This is a genomic window from Trichococcus sp. ES5, from assembly GCF_900067165.1.
Lineage (GTDB): Bacteria > Bacillota > Bacilli > Lactobacillales > Aerococcaceae > Trichococcus > Trichococcus flocculiformis.
Map to the genome: position 1 here is coordinate 55,474 of NZ_FJND01000013.1, position 17,065 is coordinate 72,538.

Consider the following 17,065-nt stretch of genomic DNA (forward strand, 5'->3'; position numbering starts at 1 on the left):
TTTGATAGGATTCCAAATACTGAAATTATCAAAGATCATATTAAAATAATATAGTGTTTACTAACTTATCTTTCTATCAGTATTTGCTGAAGCAGGTTTTTATTGTATAGAATAATCTACGTATTGATTTTTTTCTTACAAATAGGGCATCCTCTTCCTTCTTTAACATGAGACAAAGATCTTTCGAAGAGGTGGCCTTTTTCACACTTCCATATTAGCTTTTTTCTTGCATTTTTATATTCTGTCGAAAGACATTCCCAGTTTTTTTGTTCTGCAATTTTATACATCTCATTCTTGTCAAGTCGCTGAGAAGCACCGGCCTTATCAAGGTAGAAGCATTTTTTACACCATTGACCTTTTCTTATTAAATATGCTGTACTTTCAAAATAATGTCCTCTATTACAAATGAACTCCATTTTACTATCTACATTTATATAGACGGTTGATAAGCATTCTCCTCCCTTATCTTTTGCTATCTTTAGTATTTCCTCTAATTCTTGTTTAGTAGGATAATAATTATCGTAATTTATATCTTTAGGGCTAACTTTAAACTGAAAACCCCTGTCAGTAAGTTCTTCTGCTATAAAGAAAACAAGATTTTTAGAGTCAATAGTATAAGGGATAATAAGAAGCGTAATTCCTAACTCTTTACACATCTGTTCTTTTAATTTGTCTCTTTGTATTCTATCGTATAAATTCGTATCGCCTCTTGAATAAAAAAAATCTATTTCTTCATAGTGTTGCTTTCCATTATACTCAAAAGCTAATTTTAAGTCTGAATTATAGCCATCAAGTTCAAAACCATTTAATACAGTACGATCTTTGATGAATTTAACATCGAATAATGTCTCTAATATATACCTACACAATTGCTCATTTAAATATATAGTACAATTTGGACACCAATGACCATTGAGGACATGTTTAGGAATAGCGTTGAATTGATGGCCATTTGCGCATTCCCAGGATAGGTGAGTAAAAACATTTACATAAGAAGTCGACAAACATTTTCCGCCTCTTTCTCCGGCAATCTTATGCATTTTTTCGATTGAATATTCATATTTTCCCGAACAATACGGACACCATGTCCCTCTTTGTATTTCTGCTGGTCTCGTCTCAAATTCATGGCCTTTTTCACATTTGAATCTTAGTTTCGTCGATTTATTTACATAACGATCTGATAAACATACCCCCCCTAACTTTTCAGAAATAATTTTCATACTTTCTATATTTAAATCCGGATGTTGTTTCCGGTTTTCTCGTTTTCGAGCACACACAGGACACCAAGAGCCTTTCCTAACATGCTTTGGGAGAGCCTCCCAAATGTGGTCTTCAGCACATTTCCAAGTTAATTTTGTTAGCTGATTAGTATATCTTTCTGACAAGCACCACCCGCCTCTCAATCTAGCGGCTTCCTTCATATCTTCAATTGAAAGTGAATTTACCATTTTTATCTCCTTATAATTTTGAATATGTGTCAGCTTTTTGCTCAGTTATTAAAAAAATCCTACCTTCATTCATAGGATTCCAGTTACTAAAGTTATAAATGATCATAATCAAATTCGAGCTAGATTATACCGTATCTTGTTAAACAAAAATGTTTATAATGACGAAATTCAGGTAACTGTGACTACTCAGTAGTTATTTGGTAGCCAATGAGCGTAATAAATCATCAATGTGATCATTAATGATAACCAAACGATTTTTCAATAATTGCCCCTTTTTAGTCAGCACCAAATTGCCACCCTGGTTCTGGAATAATTTAACTTCCAAATCCGTTTCGAGATAGTGGATATGCTGCGTAATCGCTGGTTTTGATAGGCACAGTTCTTCCTCAACCTTTGCATAGTCTAAGGAATCCGCTAAAACTAGGAATGTTTGGTAACGATAGTCAATCATGAAATCACCCTTTCATTTCTTAATGATGGCTTACCGGCAAAAAAATCTGAAATCACCTCAAAATGCGTTATTTCGGATTTGTTTTTTTTGAATAGAAGGATAAAACGTCCCAAAAACCCCGTTTTGTCTGAATCGATGGAAGTATTTCTTACTTTACTTTACCCGAGGTTAGATAGTAAAGATAAAGGTGCGCGAAAACATCTGAAAGACTGGCACCCTCTAAATCCATTTCTTTCATGAAATCAGACAATTCTTCTTTACTGATAATCAGATTGGCTAATTTATAATAGTCTCCCAAAGGATAGACATAGATGACGTTCTCCGGTGTCTTCCGTCCGAAGGGGTGAAAGAGATTTTTGATCGCGGTTTGGTAGAAGGGATTGTTCTTCCCTGTGCTGAAATTTCTCGCGGCCATTTCCTTGAAATCCGCTAAATGGATCGGGATACTGGCATTTTTCCTGAAAAGAAAAAGGTCTCCGGACCCGCTCACCACAGCTTTCTCCAATAGATCTTTTATGGCTGCCTGGTAGCCTGCTTGATAGTCGTTGCTTGTCTGTTCAGTGGTTTGGGTGCTTGCAGCTGCTTCTTTTTTCTTGGCGATAAAGTCAGCGAGGTCTGATTGTTCTATCTGATAGCCTATTTTTCTGGATTCTTGTACAGCTGGCAAGTCCCCTTGACGGATCCAACGCAAGACCACTTGCCTAGAACTCGTAAGGCCTTCTTGTTCAAGCGTGGTGAGTACTTCAGAGACGTTTAACATGTGACTCCCCCCTTATTTATCTTTACTTTACTATATTATAAAGTAAAGTAAAGATAAAAGGAAAGTGATACGTCTTTAAAAAAGATTTATTTATCGATAATTGACAGGTGTCTATTATGAATGTAGTAAGTATGCTCGTAGATGTTGTAATGTAAATTTTACGAATGGTTTTTGCCATCTGCAGGACTACCGACAGGGGAGCGGATTGATAAATTACTATTTTCGCAGGTGTTGGAAAACGAAAAGGAGTGTCCAGAAAATGGTTCATTTCTGGACACTGCTTTTTGGTATGATTTTTCTCTAAATGATCTGAAAAACGTGTCCACAAACCCGTCACAAATTCTATGTCCAATTAATCACCCTGGATAAAATGTACTTATATTTAAGAAACGACAAGAAATCTTCCTGAATTTGGGCACATGAATCCCTTGGTGATTCCATGTCTTTTTAAAAGCTGATTGCTGTTTTACTCTTGCCAACTGTGTTGCTGGATTTTGTCCAGTAACTGATAAAACAAGTTTTGATAGACCTGGGAGGAGCTCATCCGTAAAAGCAATCTTCGGCCACTGCGGACTAATTTACCCGCCACCTTGAACAAGCGGAGCCGCAATGGGTCGACTTGGAATGTCGCTTCCTTTTCAGGTAGACAGATGGTCTTCATGAAGTTGACCAGGTTGTAAGCCAACAGGCTTACCATCATCCGCCTGAAATCAAATAAAGTCGTTGATGACGGCTTACCGTTTTGATAGCCCTTCTTGATCCACTTCGTTAATATTTCAATTTTTATCAACACTATTAAAGTTTCAAAAACAGTCGTTTTTGAGAGGAGTGCATATACTAAATTCTATTTGGTAATACATATTTAGAGTATCAGCTAGTATACATGATACTCTGTGTCGATTTTTCTTTATGCTTAGGTAAGCACACCATCAAATGGGAGAAACAAAATAAAAATAGATTACTAAAGATAAAGTTTGCACCTGACGTTACGGAAGGGGGTATACTAAAAGTAAGGCAAGCATGCGAAATAGAAAGGAGGAAAGAGATGAAGGATCACGTATATTGGAAGGTAGGAGAGCTAGCGAAACGAACGGGGTTAACGGTTCGAACGTTACATCACTATGATCACATTGGATTGTTTTCTCCTTCCCATCATTCCGATTCAGAGCACCGATTGTATACCCCCGCTGACCTGAGGAAACTTCAAAACATTCTATCATTAAAATATTTAGGATTGTCTCTGAAAGAAATAGAGGAGTATCTAGCTCCTGATACCCTCCCAAATGCATCGAATATCTTATCCGTTCAGATTACTCGTTTGAAAGAGGAGATACAGACGAAACAAAGCTTGTTACAGGAGTTAGAACAGGCTCTACTTCTTACAAGTGATCATCAAGAATTGTCTATAGAGCACTTAACAAAAATAATAGGAGGAATGAGAATGGATCGGGAAACATATTTTACAAAACAACAATTAAAGCACATGAAAGAGATCTATGAAATATTTGATCAAGAAACGCTTGAAAAAGAGATTGAACACGTACAAAATACGATAGGTCGTCTACGTGTGTATAGAGAACGCGGAACCTCTCCCACCCATCCAGAAGTACGTCAGTTGGCTCTTCAGTGGCAAGAACAGGTTCAGAAATTTATTCCTGAAAGTAACCCAGAATTTATGAAGCAGGCAGAGGAGTTCCATGCAAATAATCCAGGAAATGAATTGCAACAAGGAGTGGACGAGCCACTCTATCACTATATCACCCAAGCATTACAAGAGCAGTAAATAAATATACCCGGGAGGAAACAGTCTATGTTTCCTCCCGGGTATTCTTTAGAAAAGATGTACTCTGCTATAAATGGTGGCGGGCAATGACGGTAGCCTGATCAGATAAAATTTCTTCTACCTCCCTCCACGTACAATGGCCCAAACGCTCTGAAAAATAGCGGAGTCTACTGATTGCTTCTTGTACATCGGTTTCATCTGCAAAAGGGAGCGGTTGCAAGAGGAGTCCTCGAAAAGGATTCGTTCTAGTGGTGATAAAGTAGGAAGCAAGTTGTTCACTTTGAATGGTAAAATGTTCCAGGATTGCTTCGATTGACTCTCTATTGGCTTCAATCGTACTAGTATGAATGCCTGTTTTCCAGTCTCCTACCGTAACCGATAGACTAGATTTTTTGTCGAATAACGTTTGAACGGAGCCTTGATAGTGAGTCAGACTGTCCGAATAATGAAGAACGATTTCTGGGTAGTTTAGTTGAAAAAAGATAGTGTGGCCCTCTGTTAATCGGAAAGAAAAGCTCAGCTTTTTCTCCAAATTATCGATTGCGACTAGTAGGGTGCAATCCGTCACCACTTGTTCCATAAACTTTTTCACTTCTTCTGAACCGTTAAAGTCTTGTAATAATTTATGGGATAGCTGGGACATATCTACTACAGCCATCCGATACTCTTTCTTTAAGGATAAGAACCTCAGTATATTTTCCATTTTCATCACCTCTCTCGTTAGCGTACACCATTACGTAACGTCAGGTGCAAATGAAACCGATGTGTATAAAATTAATCATGTCTGTTCACTTCTTTAATAAAAATGGAAGATAAAATAACTAAAGTAAATTCGTATCAAAAACAATCGATTATGAGACAAAATCATATCACCTCTTTTATTAAATAAAAGAGGTGATATTTTGTATCATAACTTGTTACATTAACTACGTATCTATAACTCCCTTTTATGATACAATGAAACCAGAACTAAAGTACGAAAGGAAGAAAAGCATGAGTGGATACATTTATGGTTATGCCCGGGTGAGTACGCGTTCACAAGAACTAAATCGTCAATTAGACTTACTCAATGAACAAAATTGCAATGAAATCCTGACTGAGAAAATGACGGGAACCAAAGCGGATCGTCCCCAACTAAATCGTTTAAAAGATAAAATTCGTCCGGGAGATACGGTAATTGTGGAAAGTTTCTCTCGATTGGGTCGTAGTACAAAGGATTTGATTGACCTTGTTACCTATTTTGAAGAACACCAAGTGAAGCTTGTGAGCTTGAAAGAAAACTTTGATACCAGCACGCCTCACGGGCGCTTAATGATGACTGTCTTCCAAGCGTTTAGCCAATTTGAACGTGATTTAATTGTTGAACGTACTAAAGAAGGTTTGAAAAGTGCACGTGCGAGAGGCCGTAAAGGTGGCCGTCCACGTGTGAACCAGAAAGATGTTGATCGAGCAGTAAAATTGTATAAAAGTCAGGTTTATAGCGTAAAAGAAATTACGGAAATGACTGGTATTAGCAAAGCAACACTTTATCGCTACTTAAAAGACAGTAGGGAATAATCTATTTTAATTTATTGGAATTTATAATAATTATGGGAGAATTAGAAGTGATTTTTTTATTTTTACTAAAAAACAATACAAAATAACGCATTTTAAGTCCTCTTTGTGCATAAGGATGAAGAGTTTCAATTTGAAATAGGCTTAAAATGCGTTTTAATTTTTTCTATTTTCATAAATATGTAGGTTAGTGGTTTAAAAATATAGGGTATTACAACTCTCAGCTATTAAAAATTATCTTTTGAAGTGTAGTCTATCCTCTCAAGTTAATAATATTGGGTTCTTACCTAATCTTTTTTAATTGTTCATAAAAATTTTCATGCGTTCCACATAGTAAGATAGGTATCACTGTATTATCTTTAATTTCATATGCAACCCGATATGTCGTACCTGCATACTTAAATCCCATAGCCCAGATTCCTGATAGATCACCCGTTTTTTGTTCTCCCGAATGAGGACGAACAGCTATCTCATCATAAATTATCGTTAAAAATTGTTCTTTTAATGTTTTCTCTTTTAATTTTTTTAAATACTTTACTACGTGTTTAGAAGGTAGAATCTCATAAGCCAATTTCTGCTGCCAACTCCTCTTTTGTCATCGGTTTAGAATTTGCAACAGTATCTTCAGCAATAGATTTAAATGCAGAAGTTAACGCATTTTTTCTATTTCTAAATTCTTTTAATATCTCTTGTTTGCTATAACCTTCTGAAAGAATATCAGCCAAAATATCTTCACTAAAATCAAAAAATTCTTTTTTAGGCTCTACAAACTCATAAAGGATACCATTCTCTACAAGCTTAGCTTCTACTTCAACACCATTGGGCACATCGAATTCTTTAGGGACCGTTAACATAATAGAATTTCCTTGTTTTCTTGTTTTTGTAATCATATGATTTCCTCCATTATTTTACATTTCGTAATTACTTAGTAATTACATTGTACGCTATTTTTAGTAGAAATACAAAATAATAAAACTCCTTTAGAACAATTTTCAAAGGAGTTTTATTTGATTAGGAAATTATGTAGAATAATAATATGTTTTTAACTTGGAATCAAAAACGCACTTGCAAGTAAGTTTACTTCAATACATGAAATTGCTTATAATAGTGTATTGGAATTAAGGTAGATTGACAAAAGAGTGATCAAATAGGTATACTTCATTCAAATAATCGTTTGAATGTGAGGTGAGATGAATGAAAAAAGTTTGCCAAGTGACTGTCGTACATAAAGAAAAAGTAAATGGAATAAAAAATAAATTGGATCAAAAAGATTTTTCAAACTTACTTGTGTTAGGGAAATGTTTCAGCGATTTTTCTAGAATTAAAATTTTCTATGCTTTAGAAACCTATAAGGAAATGTGCGTCTGTGATTTAGCAGAAATACTTACTGCTAGTGTCGCTACAACGTCACACCATTTACGTTTTTTAAAAAAACATGGAATGGCAAAATCACGTCAAGATGGAAAAGTAGTTTATTACTCTTTAGCGAATGAAGACATCCTTTCCGCTATTCGTGTTTTTTTAAAGTTATCAGAAAATCTATCTATGAAATCTTAGTTTGGAGGAAGTTATTTTGTTACAAAGTATTTTTTCAGCTATCGCTGTTTACATTTCTACGAGCATTGATTATTTGTTTATCTTGCTCATTATCTTTTCTCAAAGTCACACAAAAAAAGGTATTCGACACATTTTTTGGGGTCAATATCTTGGAACAGGCATTTTGGTAGCTGTAAGTTTGTTTGCTGCTTATGTGCTGAATTTTATTCCGCAAGATTGGATCATTGGACTTCTTGGATTAATTCCAATTTATTTAGGTATCCGTGTCGCTGTGATAGGCGAAGAGGAGGAAGAAGAAGAGGAAGTCGTTGAAAAACTAGAATCTAGAGGAACCAGTCGGTTATTCTGGACTGTCGCCTTAATAACCATTGCGTCAGGTGGAGACAATTTAGGGATTTATATTCCCTACTTTACTTCGTTAGCTTTTTCAGAAATTTTAATTGCCTTAGTAGTATTCGTTATCTCGATTGCGATTCTTTGCTTTATCAGTTATAAGTTGGCAAAAATTTCCTTTGTTTCCGAAACGTTAGAAAAGTATGAACGAATCATTGTTCCAATCGTGTTTATTGGATTAGGAATCTTTATCTTGGTAGAGAACGGGACGATACAAACGCTACTAGGTTTTTAAAAATCATAATCACGAAAGATAAAAAGAGAGGCAGCGATTTGTTTAGTCGCTGCCTTTTTTGCTTTTCAAATAATGAGGTATTTTTAGTGTAGGACTATCCTAAGTGTTGTGGGAGTATCCTTTCTCAAGTTCTTCTTTACTTGTTGTTATTTCTATTGTGATATGATTTTTCACACTGGATTCATGTGCGATTTCTGCAATTACTTCTTTTATTTCCCTAGCCTTGTCTATGTCTGAAGGGTCTATAAGAACCGTGACGATAAGGGCGTTTTCTTCCCCGTCCAGTGACCAAATGTGAAAATGTGAGAGGTCTTTTACAGCAGGAACATTTTTAATGGAATTCGCCAAGCTCTTTACGTTTACATTTTCAGGCGAACCATTCAATAAAATTTTCATTGTGGTGAAAAATTCAGGAATGGTTTTGTAGAGGATATAGAGTGCAATCAAAATCGATAAGATAGGATCCAGACGATATGCCTCGGTAAAGTTCATTAGAATACTCACAATCAAGACTCCAATCCACCCTAATACGTCTTCCAGCATATGGAGGTTCAACATACCCTCATTTTTGGATGTGCCTTTGCTTAAAATCCAAGCAGCATATCCATTCAATGCAATAGCTACGAGAGAAAGCCAGAACATGCCACTATAATTTACGGGTTGTGGGTCAAGCAAACGTGGCACACTACGATAGATCATAAAGAACGAGCCACTAATTAGCACAACGCCAGTTATCAGCGCGCCCAGTAAAGAAAATCGGTTATAGCCAAAGGTGAACCGTTCATCTTGTTTTTTCTCTGAATAACCTTGAAAAAACCAAGCGAATCCAATTGAAATAGAGTCCCCTAAATCATGAACTGCGTCAGACATAATGGACACACTATTGAAAAGAAACCCAAAGAAAAATTCACTTATAGAGAAAATAAAATTTATGAAGAAAGCAATTTTAATATTTTTTTTCGATTGATCCTGATGCGAGTGATTATGATTTTTATCTGATTTTGACATTTTAAAAACCTCCTAAGTTTGTATGCTACATAACTAATTGGTTTTATTTTTCTAATTCACTGACATGAGTTAAAACTTGTTCGAGAATACTAAAAACATGAAGGTCATCTAAACTGTAAAGCATACTTTTTCCTTCTCTTCTTGATTTTACTAAGCGTGCGTCTTTCAACGTTTTTAATTGATGAGAAATAGCAGACTGTTCCATGTCCAGAGAAATAGCGATATTTCCAACACTACACTCTTTTTTCTGTAAAAGAAAGAGAACCGACAATCGTGTAGGATCACTAATCACCTTAAATAGTTTGCTTATTGACAGAATAGATTCTTTATCGATTGGAGAAGTTGTTTTTATATCCATAGTGTTTTTATTCCTTTCATATGACCTTTCGTTCATATCTATATTACCATATGAGCGAAACAATGCTAATCTTTTGTTTATAAAAGAGAAGTTGCGTTCTCTTTATCTTGACAAAACGTATATAGCGATATAAAATGAGAATACAAACATATGATTAGTTAGTCATATGCAAAGTAGATTCATTACGATTTACTTTTGGAATAGACGAAAGGATCCAGAAATAGCGGAAATTTTTGTGATTCAAGAAGTAAATGATGGAAAACAAAGGACTTATAAATTATATAGGGAGGCAATAGAAATGGAAACTGTCCAAAAACAACAGTCTCAAGAAAAGCATAATCACAACCACGGTCACGATCATGATCATGGGAAAATGCCAGTCGTTTTGTACTTTGTTGGTTTAGCATTAGCAGTGATTGCTCTATTTTTGAATGAAGATTATCAGTTGCTACAAAATGTTTTGTTCTCAATCGCTACAATCAGCGCTGGGTATCATGTCATTGTTCTTGAAGGCCTTGGAGAAACAATTGAGAACTCAAAAAACCAAAAAAAGTTCATGCCTAATTCTCATATTTTAATGGGATTAGCGGCAATCGGAGCTTCTTTAATGGGGAATTTTTGGGAAGGAACATTATTGATTCTTATTTTTTCTGGAGCACATTTTTTGGAAGATTATGCAGAAGGAAGAAGCAAACGAGAAATAACGAAATTACTCGAAATGAATCCAACGACTGCCCGGTTAATCCTACCTGATGGCAGTACAAAAAATGTAGATGTCAGTGAATTAAAAGTGGGAGATCAACTTCAAGTTTTGAATGGCGATCAAGTACCTATTGATGGCGTCATTTTGTCTGGATCTACATCCATTGATGAGTCGTCTATTAATGGAGAAAGTATCCCGAAAGAGAAATACAAAGGAGATGCCGTCTTCGGGAGTACAATTAATGGAACAGGTAGCTTCACGATGAAAGTCACCAAAGAAAACGAAGATACAGTATTTTCAAAAATTTTACAATTAGTGAACCAGAACCAAGATAACCAAACAAAAGCTGCGAGTATTATCCAAAAATTTGAACCCAAATACGTCACAGTTGTTTTAATTGCCATTCCGTTATTCATGTTATTGACACCTTTTCTACTTGATTGGACATGGTCACAAAGTGTCTATAGAGGATTAGTCCTTTTAGTTGCAGCTTCACCGTGTGCTTTAGCAGCAGCTACTGTCTCGGCAACGCTATCGACGACTTCTAATTTAGCCAAAAAAGGAGTCCTTTCAAAAGGTAGTTCTTACCTGTCTCAATTAGCCGATATTAAAGCAATTGCATTTGATAAGACGGGCACCTTGACCAAAGGAAAACCTGAAGTAACCAATTATTATTTTGCTGATTCCGTGAACGAAGAAAACATGATTGATATCGTAGTAGCTCTTGAAAAAGAATCCAATCACCCTTTAGCAGATGCTATTCTAAGAAAGTTTGAGCAAAAAAACAAACTAACTATTGATGTAGAAAACCAGATTGGTAAAGGATTGACAGGAGATTACAAAGGGAGAAATTATCGTATAGGAAAACCGACTTCGTTTGATGATGTTTCAGATGAGTATAGTCGTTTAAATAATGAATGGGCTTCAGAAGGTAAGACAGTCGTGTACGTAGCAGTAGATGAAGAGGTTCTAGGCCTTATTGCCCTCATGGACATTCCAAGTGAACATGCAAAAGCAACCATTGAGTATTTCAGAAAACAAGGTATACACACCACATTAATTACTGGTGACTCAGAAATGACGGGAAAAGCGGTTGCTAAACAATTGGGAATAGATGAAGTGATTGCAAATGTCATGCCGGAAGACAAATCCAGAATAATAGACGAACAAAAAGAAAAATACGGTGTGACCGCCATGGTTGGAGACGGTGTAAATGATGCTCCTGCTCTTGTTAATGCAGATGTGGGAATCGCTATGGGAGATGGGACTGATGTGGCAGTAGAGGTATCTGATTTAGTTTTAATGCAAAACAATTTATCAAAATTGGTACAATCTCATAATATTTCTTCGAAAATGAACCGTGTTATTTGGCAGAATATTATTTTTTCAATGGCCGTTGTTGCTTTTTTAATTGTCGTTAGTTTCTTGGGCTTAACGGATATTGCCATCAGTGTCATTATTCATGAAGGAAGTACATTGGTTGTTATTTTGAATGGACTTCGATTGCTAAGGGCAGTCTAAAGAATGATTGCACACCTTCAAATTAATCGAGTAATAGAGATAATTAAGGATTACACTACATTTTTTATCTCTATTATTTATTTATATTTATCTAGATGTTCAAAGTCAAAATGATATGTCAACCATACTCTTGTGGCGTGACTTGAATACAAGACACATGAAATTACATAAAATCGTGTATCAAGAACCCTATCCCTATAAGGTTCTTTTTTTCTACTCCCCCTAAACACACGATTTCGTGTTATAATGACTATAATCATGTATTCGAACAGACTAAAAAGGATGGCTTGTCATGGGCTATAATGTTCAGCCACTACGGTCGCAACAGGAGATTAATGATTTTTTATTTTGCCTGCGACGGAATAAAAATGCGGAACGTGACGTTTTCTTGTTTCTAATCGGAATTAACAGCGGTCTGCGCATGTCCGACATCGTCAAACTCAAGAAAAAAGGCGTGATTACCTCAAAAAACCCGCGCATCGTGGAGCAAAAGACAGGGAAAACACGCATTTTATACTTAAGCAGCTTACAGGACTTGATTCACGGCTATACCGCACCCTTAGATCCGGAGGCTTACTTGTTTCCCAGTACTAAGGGCGGCCATTTAGAAGTCAATACGGTCTACCAGATGTTTCAAAAGGTCGCGAAGCTGTTAGGAAGGGACGATATCGGCACCCACACCCTACGAAAAACCTTTGGTTACCACTATTACAAGAAAACCAGAGACGTGGCCACCTTAATGGAAATCTTTGGTCACAGCAGCGAGAAGATTACCAAACGCTACATCGGAATTAATGAAGATGAAATCAGTGAAACGTTATTAAATTTTCGGTTAGGTTTTTGATTGTATTATTATAGTAGATAAGCACAGTAAGACGTTTATAATTGGCCACGGTATTGGACAAATCCGCCTTTTTTTGGTATATTATATATACAAATGAGAGCAGGCTCATAGTCAACTTGATATAAATCCGGAACATAAGGGTCCGGCGGGTGGCGAGCACCAAAACTAAACTCGATACAAATCCGGAACGTAAGGGTCCGGCGGGTGGCAAGCACCAAAACTAAACCTGTATAAAAGGCTGCTCTTTTGAGCAGCTTTTTTTATTGGGAAAAAGGAGCATTCTTCACACGTGGTAAAAAAAGAATACAAACGCATGTCTATAAAAGAGACAACCCAAATTACCAGACAGTTAAACGCGATTTATAAGGCTGCCCATCTCTTACAAGAACATTTTGTAGATAAAAAAGTATCCTTTGTCGGAGAAGTCTCAACGGTAGCGATTATTTTTTCGACAACTAATTTTATGCACCTCTGTGGCATTGATTATCGCAGAGGCACACACTTGTTTTTTCAAGATGCCTTAGACAGGAAAATAAATTTACAGGATATTCAAATCAAAACGGATGGGACGACCTTTCAGAAATTACAAGTAATAGGTAGCCTTGATTTATTATTGGGGAAGCATATTTCTATTGTTGGCAGAGGTGTTTACGCTTCTCTTCGCTATGATGCAGCTATTCGAACAAGGAAAAAAATATTGGCTCTGTCTTTGAAACAAAACGGATTAATCTATATCCCTATCTCTTTGTTAAACCTATCATCAAAGGAAATTGGACCTGGACAAAAAGTTACTGGCATTTTTAGCGAGGATTTAACATCCGGGGAACTTAAAATGATTATGGAAGTCATCGGTTAATCATTAATAGTGATATGCGACGTCATTTTGAAGTAATTATTCTATTTTGGGTTATAAAATAAAGCATTTTAAGACGATTTCAAATCATTCATGTGGGTTATTTTATCACGGATGAGCTTGAAATCGTCTTTTATACGTATCAAATTGAAATGTTCGGCATACAATCTATCGTTGTTACTACATTACTAATTGTCACTTGTTAAGGAACTTGGATCCTTTCTAAACATTCCCTAGAGATAAATTTTACTTTATCCCTCCGTTAATATCCAATTTAAGCACCCTTCCGATTCAGGGTTAATTTGCGTAACAAGCGCGGCTTGAGGTCCAGTAACATTAGTCCTTTTAGTCCGACTGAACCCCTCATGAAAAAGTCTTGAACGACCTTTCAATTTATTGGCAGCTATATATTTCAGGTAGAATATCCTTGTTGACTTATGGACATAAGATATAGATATGGCAAACAGGCACTAAGTATCGTCTGTTAATTTAGCGCCATTAATCTTGAGTTATGAACATAAAGAGTCATATCGTTGGTAGAATACTTGTATTTTTAGAACTTTATTTACGAAAGCTACTTACTTTAATTCAATTTATATAGGATACTTTAGTTTTTAATTATATACTCAACTTTCGCACTTGAAAAACCTATTTAGCCCTTTGATATATCAATGTTTTTAAAGTCTTTAATATCAAAAATGTGCGCAAAAAGACACCTCTCTTTGGTAAAATGTAGTTACCACACTAACACAACCAAGGAGAGATGTCTTATGGCTACTATTTTACCAGAAAATCAAATCAATCAGGAACTTAATTCTTCTGTTCATCAATTTTTTCGCGAACAAAAACTGGGTATGTTACTCAATCAATCCAATATTCGGAAAGAAGCAGGCATCTCACCGGTACTACTGGTCCAGTTCATCTTTTCATTGGTCCTTCAAAAGAAAAATTTGTATCGGACATTGGAATCCGGACGGGAGCCAGAGGCTCCTGCCAAGGATGCGGTTTATCGTCTGCTCAACAACGCAACCTATAATTGGCGCAAGTTTCTGTTGTTGCTGAGCCGGAATGTCATTACCCAGAAATTGCTCCCGCTTGTCTCGGAAAACCGCGAACGCGTCCTGATTTTGGACGATTCCTTATACAGCCGTGCCCGTAGTAAATCAGTCGAAATGCTTGCGCTCGTTCATGACCATACTACCAAGAAGTTCGTCCGTGGCTTTCGCATGCTGACTTTGGGGTGGTCAGATGGGAACACTTTCCTGCCGCTTGCGTTCTCTTTGTTGAGCTCAGAGAAACAATCGAACCGTTTCCAAGAAATCAATCCCGCCATAGATAAGCGTACTGTGGGTTACAAGCGTCGAAAGGAAGCCGTCAAAAAGTCGACGGAAGCGCTGTTCGACTTGCTTGATGATATAAATCCGCTCCAACTCTGCGCTCAGACGTTACTTTTCGATAGTTGGTTTGCATTTCCAAAAGTAATCAAGCGCGTAGTTTCAGAGTATCCACTCGAGGTGATCTGTATGCTAAAACGGATGCACCGCGTGTACTACACGTATGAAGGGCAAAAGTATACTTTGACCCAGTTGTATCAGGTTGTGCGCAAAAAACGTGGTCGTGCCAAGATTCTCGCATCTGTTGTCGTCAGCTTGGCATTGGACGATAATGAAAAAGAGATCCAAGCCCGTATTGTCTTCGTGCGTGACCGAAACCGCTCCAAAAATTGGCTTGCAATCTTGTCCACAGATACGAACCTGCCTGAAGAAGAAATTGTTCGTCTCTACGGCAAACGCTGGGATATTGAGTGTTTCTTCAAGGTGGCAAAATCACATCTGGCGCTAGGAAAAGAGTTTCAGTGCCGCAGTTACGATGCGATGGTAGCCCACACGACGATTGTCTTCACCCGTTACATCATGCTTGCGCTGCGGACGCGCGAAGCGCAAGATCCGAGGACCATCGGTCAGCTGTTCTTTTTGTGTTGTGATGAATTGGAGGACATCCGATTTGCAGAAGCAATTCTATTGGTATTGGACTGCCTGAAGGCGTCTCTCAGGGAAGAACCTATCTTGTCTGAAGAAATGGTGCAGTCTGTTCTGGACAGAGTTTTCGACAACTTTCCTGCTTTCTTAAAACGAGCATTTCATCAACCTGAAAATCAGTTCCCGAGCGGTTTATCGGCATAATAGTATAGCTAGAATTATTGATATATCAAGCCTTTAGGGTCTTTTTCGGTGTGCGAAAGTTGAGTTATATATTATTTGTTTTTTGTATTATTTTGTATTACTAAATGATATGATATATTAAAACAAATAGAAATAAGGGGAGATAAATATGAAGAAATATTTAAAAAAAATTGGGTTCATCGTTTTGATGTTATCTGTATTAAATAGCTTCGTAATACCTCATACTGCTAGCGCAGATGAAGTTAGCTCTACTTCTGATGAAAATATAATTATTTATGACAAGAATGGGGAGGTAGTAGAACCGTCAAGGGAAATAATTGAAAACAATGACATGATTATACAGCCTTTGGGTGTAAATTATCCAACTACTGTTAAATGGCTTAATAATGGTGCTAGTTATCAGTCCAATGAATTTTATGGTTCAGGGCGTAGATATGGGGGGTATCTTTTCGGATCGTCAACTACATCTACATTTAGATTAACTTTTCAAAAAGGGGGATTTGGAGTTAACACAACTAGTTCAGCTGCAAACCCCAGCAATGTTGTGGAAGCGTACAATCTGCCACTTAGCGGATCGCCCTATACTATAATCACAAGTCAATTCTTTTATTTCCTAGTCGATAATCCAAAGTCTGGACAAACCTATCATGTTAAAGCGGTTCAATAATGGAAAATACGGAAGTTGACGGGGAAGAGTGAAAAAGTTGAGAAAAAGAAGATTATTTTTATCAGTCATTGTTTTAATAGTGATTCTTTTATTGTCAGCAACTGTATTTAAGAAGGAAAACCTCAAGGAGGCTAGCTTGAATGAAGAAACAATTATTTTTGATAATGATAACAAAGTGATACCCCCTACTAATAAGGGTAATGGGAACTTGGGACATTAATATCACTAAGGCAATTGGACAAATAGTATAGCGAAGTATACTAAAATTAGCTAAGTAGAAATCTTTTTGAAACTTCTCCTTTCTACTTTTAGTATGTTTTTATTGATACTTTCTTTCCTGACTAAGATAAATTAGAATAAAGAAGACTTTTCTAGAAAATGAGAACGAGTATATAAAAAAGTAACTTATATAAATTGAGTTAAATTGCATTCGTTTTTCCTCCTGTAGGCGTATACTAAAGAAAACACTTGAGGAGTGGGGAACATGGAAACAGAACGCCAAATCCGTGAATTGGAAAAAGCGATGACTACGACAGACAACCGCCGGTTGTACGAGCGTTGCCTGGCAGTCAAGTTGGTTCTCGAAGGCCGCACCCGGAAAGAAGCCGGGCACACCATCGGCCGCGACGAGCATACTGTCAGCCACTATGTGAAAAATTACTGCCATAATGGAATCCAAGGTTTAGTCTCCAAAAAACAAAGCGGACGACCTTCACGGCTGACAGATGAACAGGAAGCGGAACTGGT

The 17,065-nt window shown here is 36.8% G+C and carries 19 protein-coding genes; 10 read left to right on the plus strand and 9 right to left on the minus strand.

Annotated features, from left to right (window positions below; all coding sequences use genetic code 11):
• Positions 1 to 116: 116 nt before the first annotated feature.
• From TES5_RS10445 to TES5_RS10460, 4 genes are all read right to left on the minus strand, one after another.
• A complete protein-coding gene (locus TES5_RS10445) occupies positions 117 to 1,448 on the minus strand; it encodes a PDDEXK family nuclease (protein ID WP_068561818.1) in 1,332 nt (443 codons plus the stop codon).
• 193 nt (positions 1,449 to 1,641) lie between these two features.
• Positions 1,642 to 1,899 carry a helix-turn-helix domain-containing protein gene (locus TES5_RS10450; protein WP_068561819.1) on the minus strand — a complete coding sequence of 86 codons (258 nt, stop codon included), beginning with the start codon at positions 1,897 to 1,899 and terminating at the stop codon, positions 1,642 to 1,644.
• Between the two features lie 148 nt (positions 1,900 to 2,047).
• A complete protein-coding gene (locus TES5_RS10455; protein ID WP_068561820.1) occupies positions 2,048 to 2,659 on the minus strand; it encodes a helix-turn-helix domain-containing protein in 612 nt (203 codons plus the stop codon).
• 466 nt (positions 2,660 to 3,125) lie between these two features.
• A complete protein-coding gene (locus tag TES5_RS10460) occupies positions 3,126 to 3,452 on the minus strand; it encodes a transposase (RefSeq protein ID WP_232309359.1) in 327 nt (108 codons plus the stop codon).
• A gap of 252 nt (positions 3,453 to 3,704) precedes the next feature.
• Here TES5_RS10460 and TES5_RS10465 point away from each other — a divergent pair, with 252 nt between their 5' ends.
• Positions 3,705 to 4,442 (plus strand): MerR family transcriptional regulator, encoded by a 738-nt coding sequence (locus TES5_RS10465; protein ID WP_072763907.1) that lies wholly within the window; start codon positions 3,705 to 3,707, stop codon positions 4,440 to 4,442.
• 67 nt (positions 4,443 to 4,509) lie between these two features.
• Here TES5_RS10465 and TES5_RS10470 read toward each other — a convergent pair whose 3' ends face one another.
• The gene (locus TES5_RS10470) at positions 4,510 to 5,145 is read right to left on the minus strand and encodes an Hsp33 family molecular chaperone HslO (protein ID WP_068561823.1); all 636 of its coding nucleotides are present in this window, start codon (positions 5,143 to 5,145) and stop codon (positions 4,510 to 4,512) included.
• A gap of 290 nt (positions 5,146 to 5,435) precedes the next feature.
• Between TES5_RS10470 and TES5_RS10475 the strand changes: the two genes are divergently transcribed.
• Positions 5,436 to 5,999 (plus strand): recombinase family protein, encoded by a 564-nt coding sequence (locus TES5_RS10475; protein ID WP_068561824.1) that lies wholly within the window; start codon positions 5,436 to 5,438, stop codon positions 5,997 to 5,999.
• A gap of 280 nt (positions 6,000 to 6,279) precedes the next feature.
• Here the strand turns inward: TES5_RS10475 and TES5_RS10480 are convergent, their stop codons facing one another.
• Entirely contained in the window at positions 6,280 to 6,567 is a 288-nt protein-coding gene (locus tag TES5_RS10480; RefSeq protein ID WP_068561826.1) for a type II toxin-antitoxin system RelE/ParE family toxin, read from the minus strand.
• Positions 6,557 to 6,886, minus strand: coding sequence for an AbrB/MazE/SpoVT family DNA-binding domain-containing protein (locus tag TES5_RS10485; protein WP_000629052.1), 330 nt, complete (start codon positions 6,884 to 6,886; stop codon positions 6,557 to 6,559). Before TES5_RS10485 ends, TES5_RS10480 begins: the two co-directional genes overlap by 11 nt.
• 304 nt (positions 6,887 to 7,190) lie before the next feature.
• Here TES5_RS10485 and TES5_RS10490 point away from each other — a divergent pair, with 304 nt between their 5' ends.
• Together TES5_RS10490 and TES5_RS10495 are read left to right on the plus strand one after the other, a co-directional pair.
• Positions 7,191 to 7,553, plus strand: a complete 363-nt coding sequence (locus TES5_RS10490) for an ArsR/SmtB family transcription factor (protein WP_068561828.1) — start codon at positions 7,191 to 7,193, stop codon at positions 7,551 to 7,553.
• 16 nt (positions 7,554 to 7,569) lie between these two features.
• Positions 7,570 to 8,181 carry a CadD family cadmium resistance transporter gene (locus TES5_RS10495; RefSeq protein ID WP_068561830.1) on the plus strand — a complete coding sequence of 204 codons (612 nt, stop codon included), beginning with the start codon at positions 7,570 to 7,572 and terminating at the stop codon, positions 8,179 to 8,181.
• A gap of 99 nt (positions 8,182 to 8,280) precedes the next feature.
• Here the strand turns inward: TES5_RS10495 and TES5_RS10500 are convergent, their stop codons facing one another.
• Positions 8,281 to 9,189: a cation diffusion facilitator family transporter gene (locus TES5_RS10500; RefSeq protein ID WP_068561832.1), complete on the minus strand. Its 909-nt coding sequence runs from the start codon at positions 9,187 to 9,189 to the stop codon at positions 8,281 to 8,283.
• Between the two features lie 43 nt (positions 9,190 to 9,232).
• Positions 9,233 to 9,547: an ArsR/SmtB family transcription factor gene (locus TES5_RS10505; RefSeq protein WP_068561834.1), complete on the minus strand. Its 315-nt coding sequence runs from the start codon at positions 9,545 to 9,547 to the stop codon at positions 9,233 to 9,235.
• A 298-nt stretch (positions 9,548 to 9,845) separates the two neighbouring features.
• On the opposite strand from TES5_RS10505, the gene TES5_RS10510 reads away from it, so the two are divergent.
• From TES5_RS10510 to TES5_RS10540, 6 genes are all read left to right on the plus strand, one after another.
• Positions 9,846 to 11,771 (plus strand): heavy metal translocating P-type ATPase, encoded by a 1,926-nt coding sequence (locus TES5_RS10510; protein WP_068561836.1) that lies wholly within the window; start codon positions 9,846 to 9,848, stop codon positions 11,769 to 11,771.
• A gap of 292 nt (positions 11,772 to 12,063) precedes the next feature.
• Positions 12,064 to 12,615, plus strand: a complete 552-nt coding sequence (locus tag TES5_RS10515; protein WP_068561838.1) for a tyrosine-type recombinase/integrase — start codon at positions 12,064 to 12,066, stop codon at positions 12,613 to 12,615.
• Positions 12,616 to 12,928: 313 nt separating this feature from the next.
• Positions 12,929 to 13,471 (plus strand): PBECR4 domain-containing protein, encoded by a 543-nt coding sequence (locus tag TES5_RS10520; protein ID WP_068561858.1) that lies wholly within the window; start codon positions 12,929 to 12,931, stop codon positions 13,469 to 13,471.
• Between the two features lie 767 nt (positions 13,472 to 14,238).
• Positions 14,239 to 15,651 carry an IS4 family transposase gene (locus TES5_RS10525; protein ID WP_068561840.1) on the plus strand — a complete coding sequence of 471 codons (1,413 nt, stop codon included), beginning with the start codon at positions 14,239 to 14,241 and terminating at the stop codon, positions 15,649 to 15,651.
• Between the two features lie 148 nt (positions 15,652 to 15,799).
• Complete coding sequence (locus TES5_RS10530; protein WP_068561842.1) at positions 15,800 to 16,318, plus strand: hypothetical protein; 519 nt, start codon at positions 15,800 to 15,802, stop codon at positions 16,316 to 16,318.
• Positions 16,319 to 16,802: 484 nt separating this feature from the next.
• Positions 16,803 to 17,065 (plus strand): helix-turn-helix domain-containing protein (locus tag TES5_RS10540; RefSeq protein WP_143148279.1); only part of this gene is annotated, 263 nt, incomplete at its 3' end.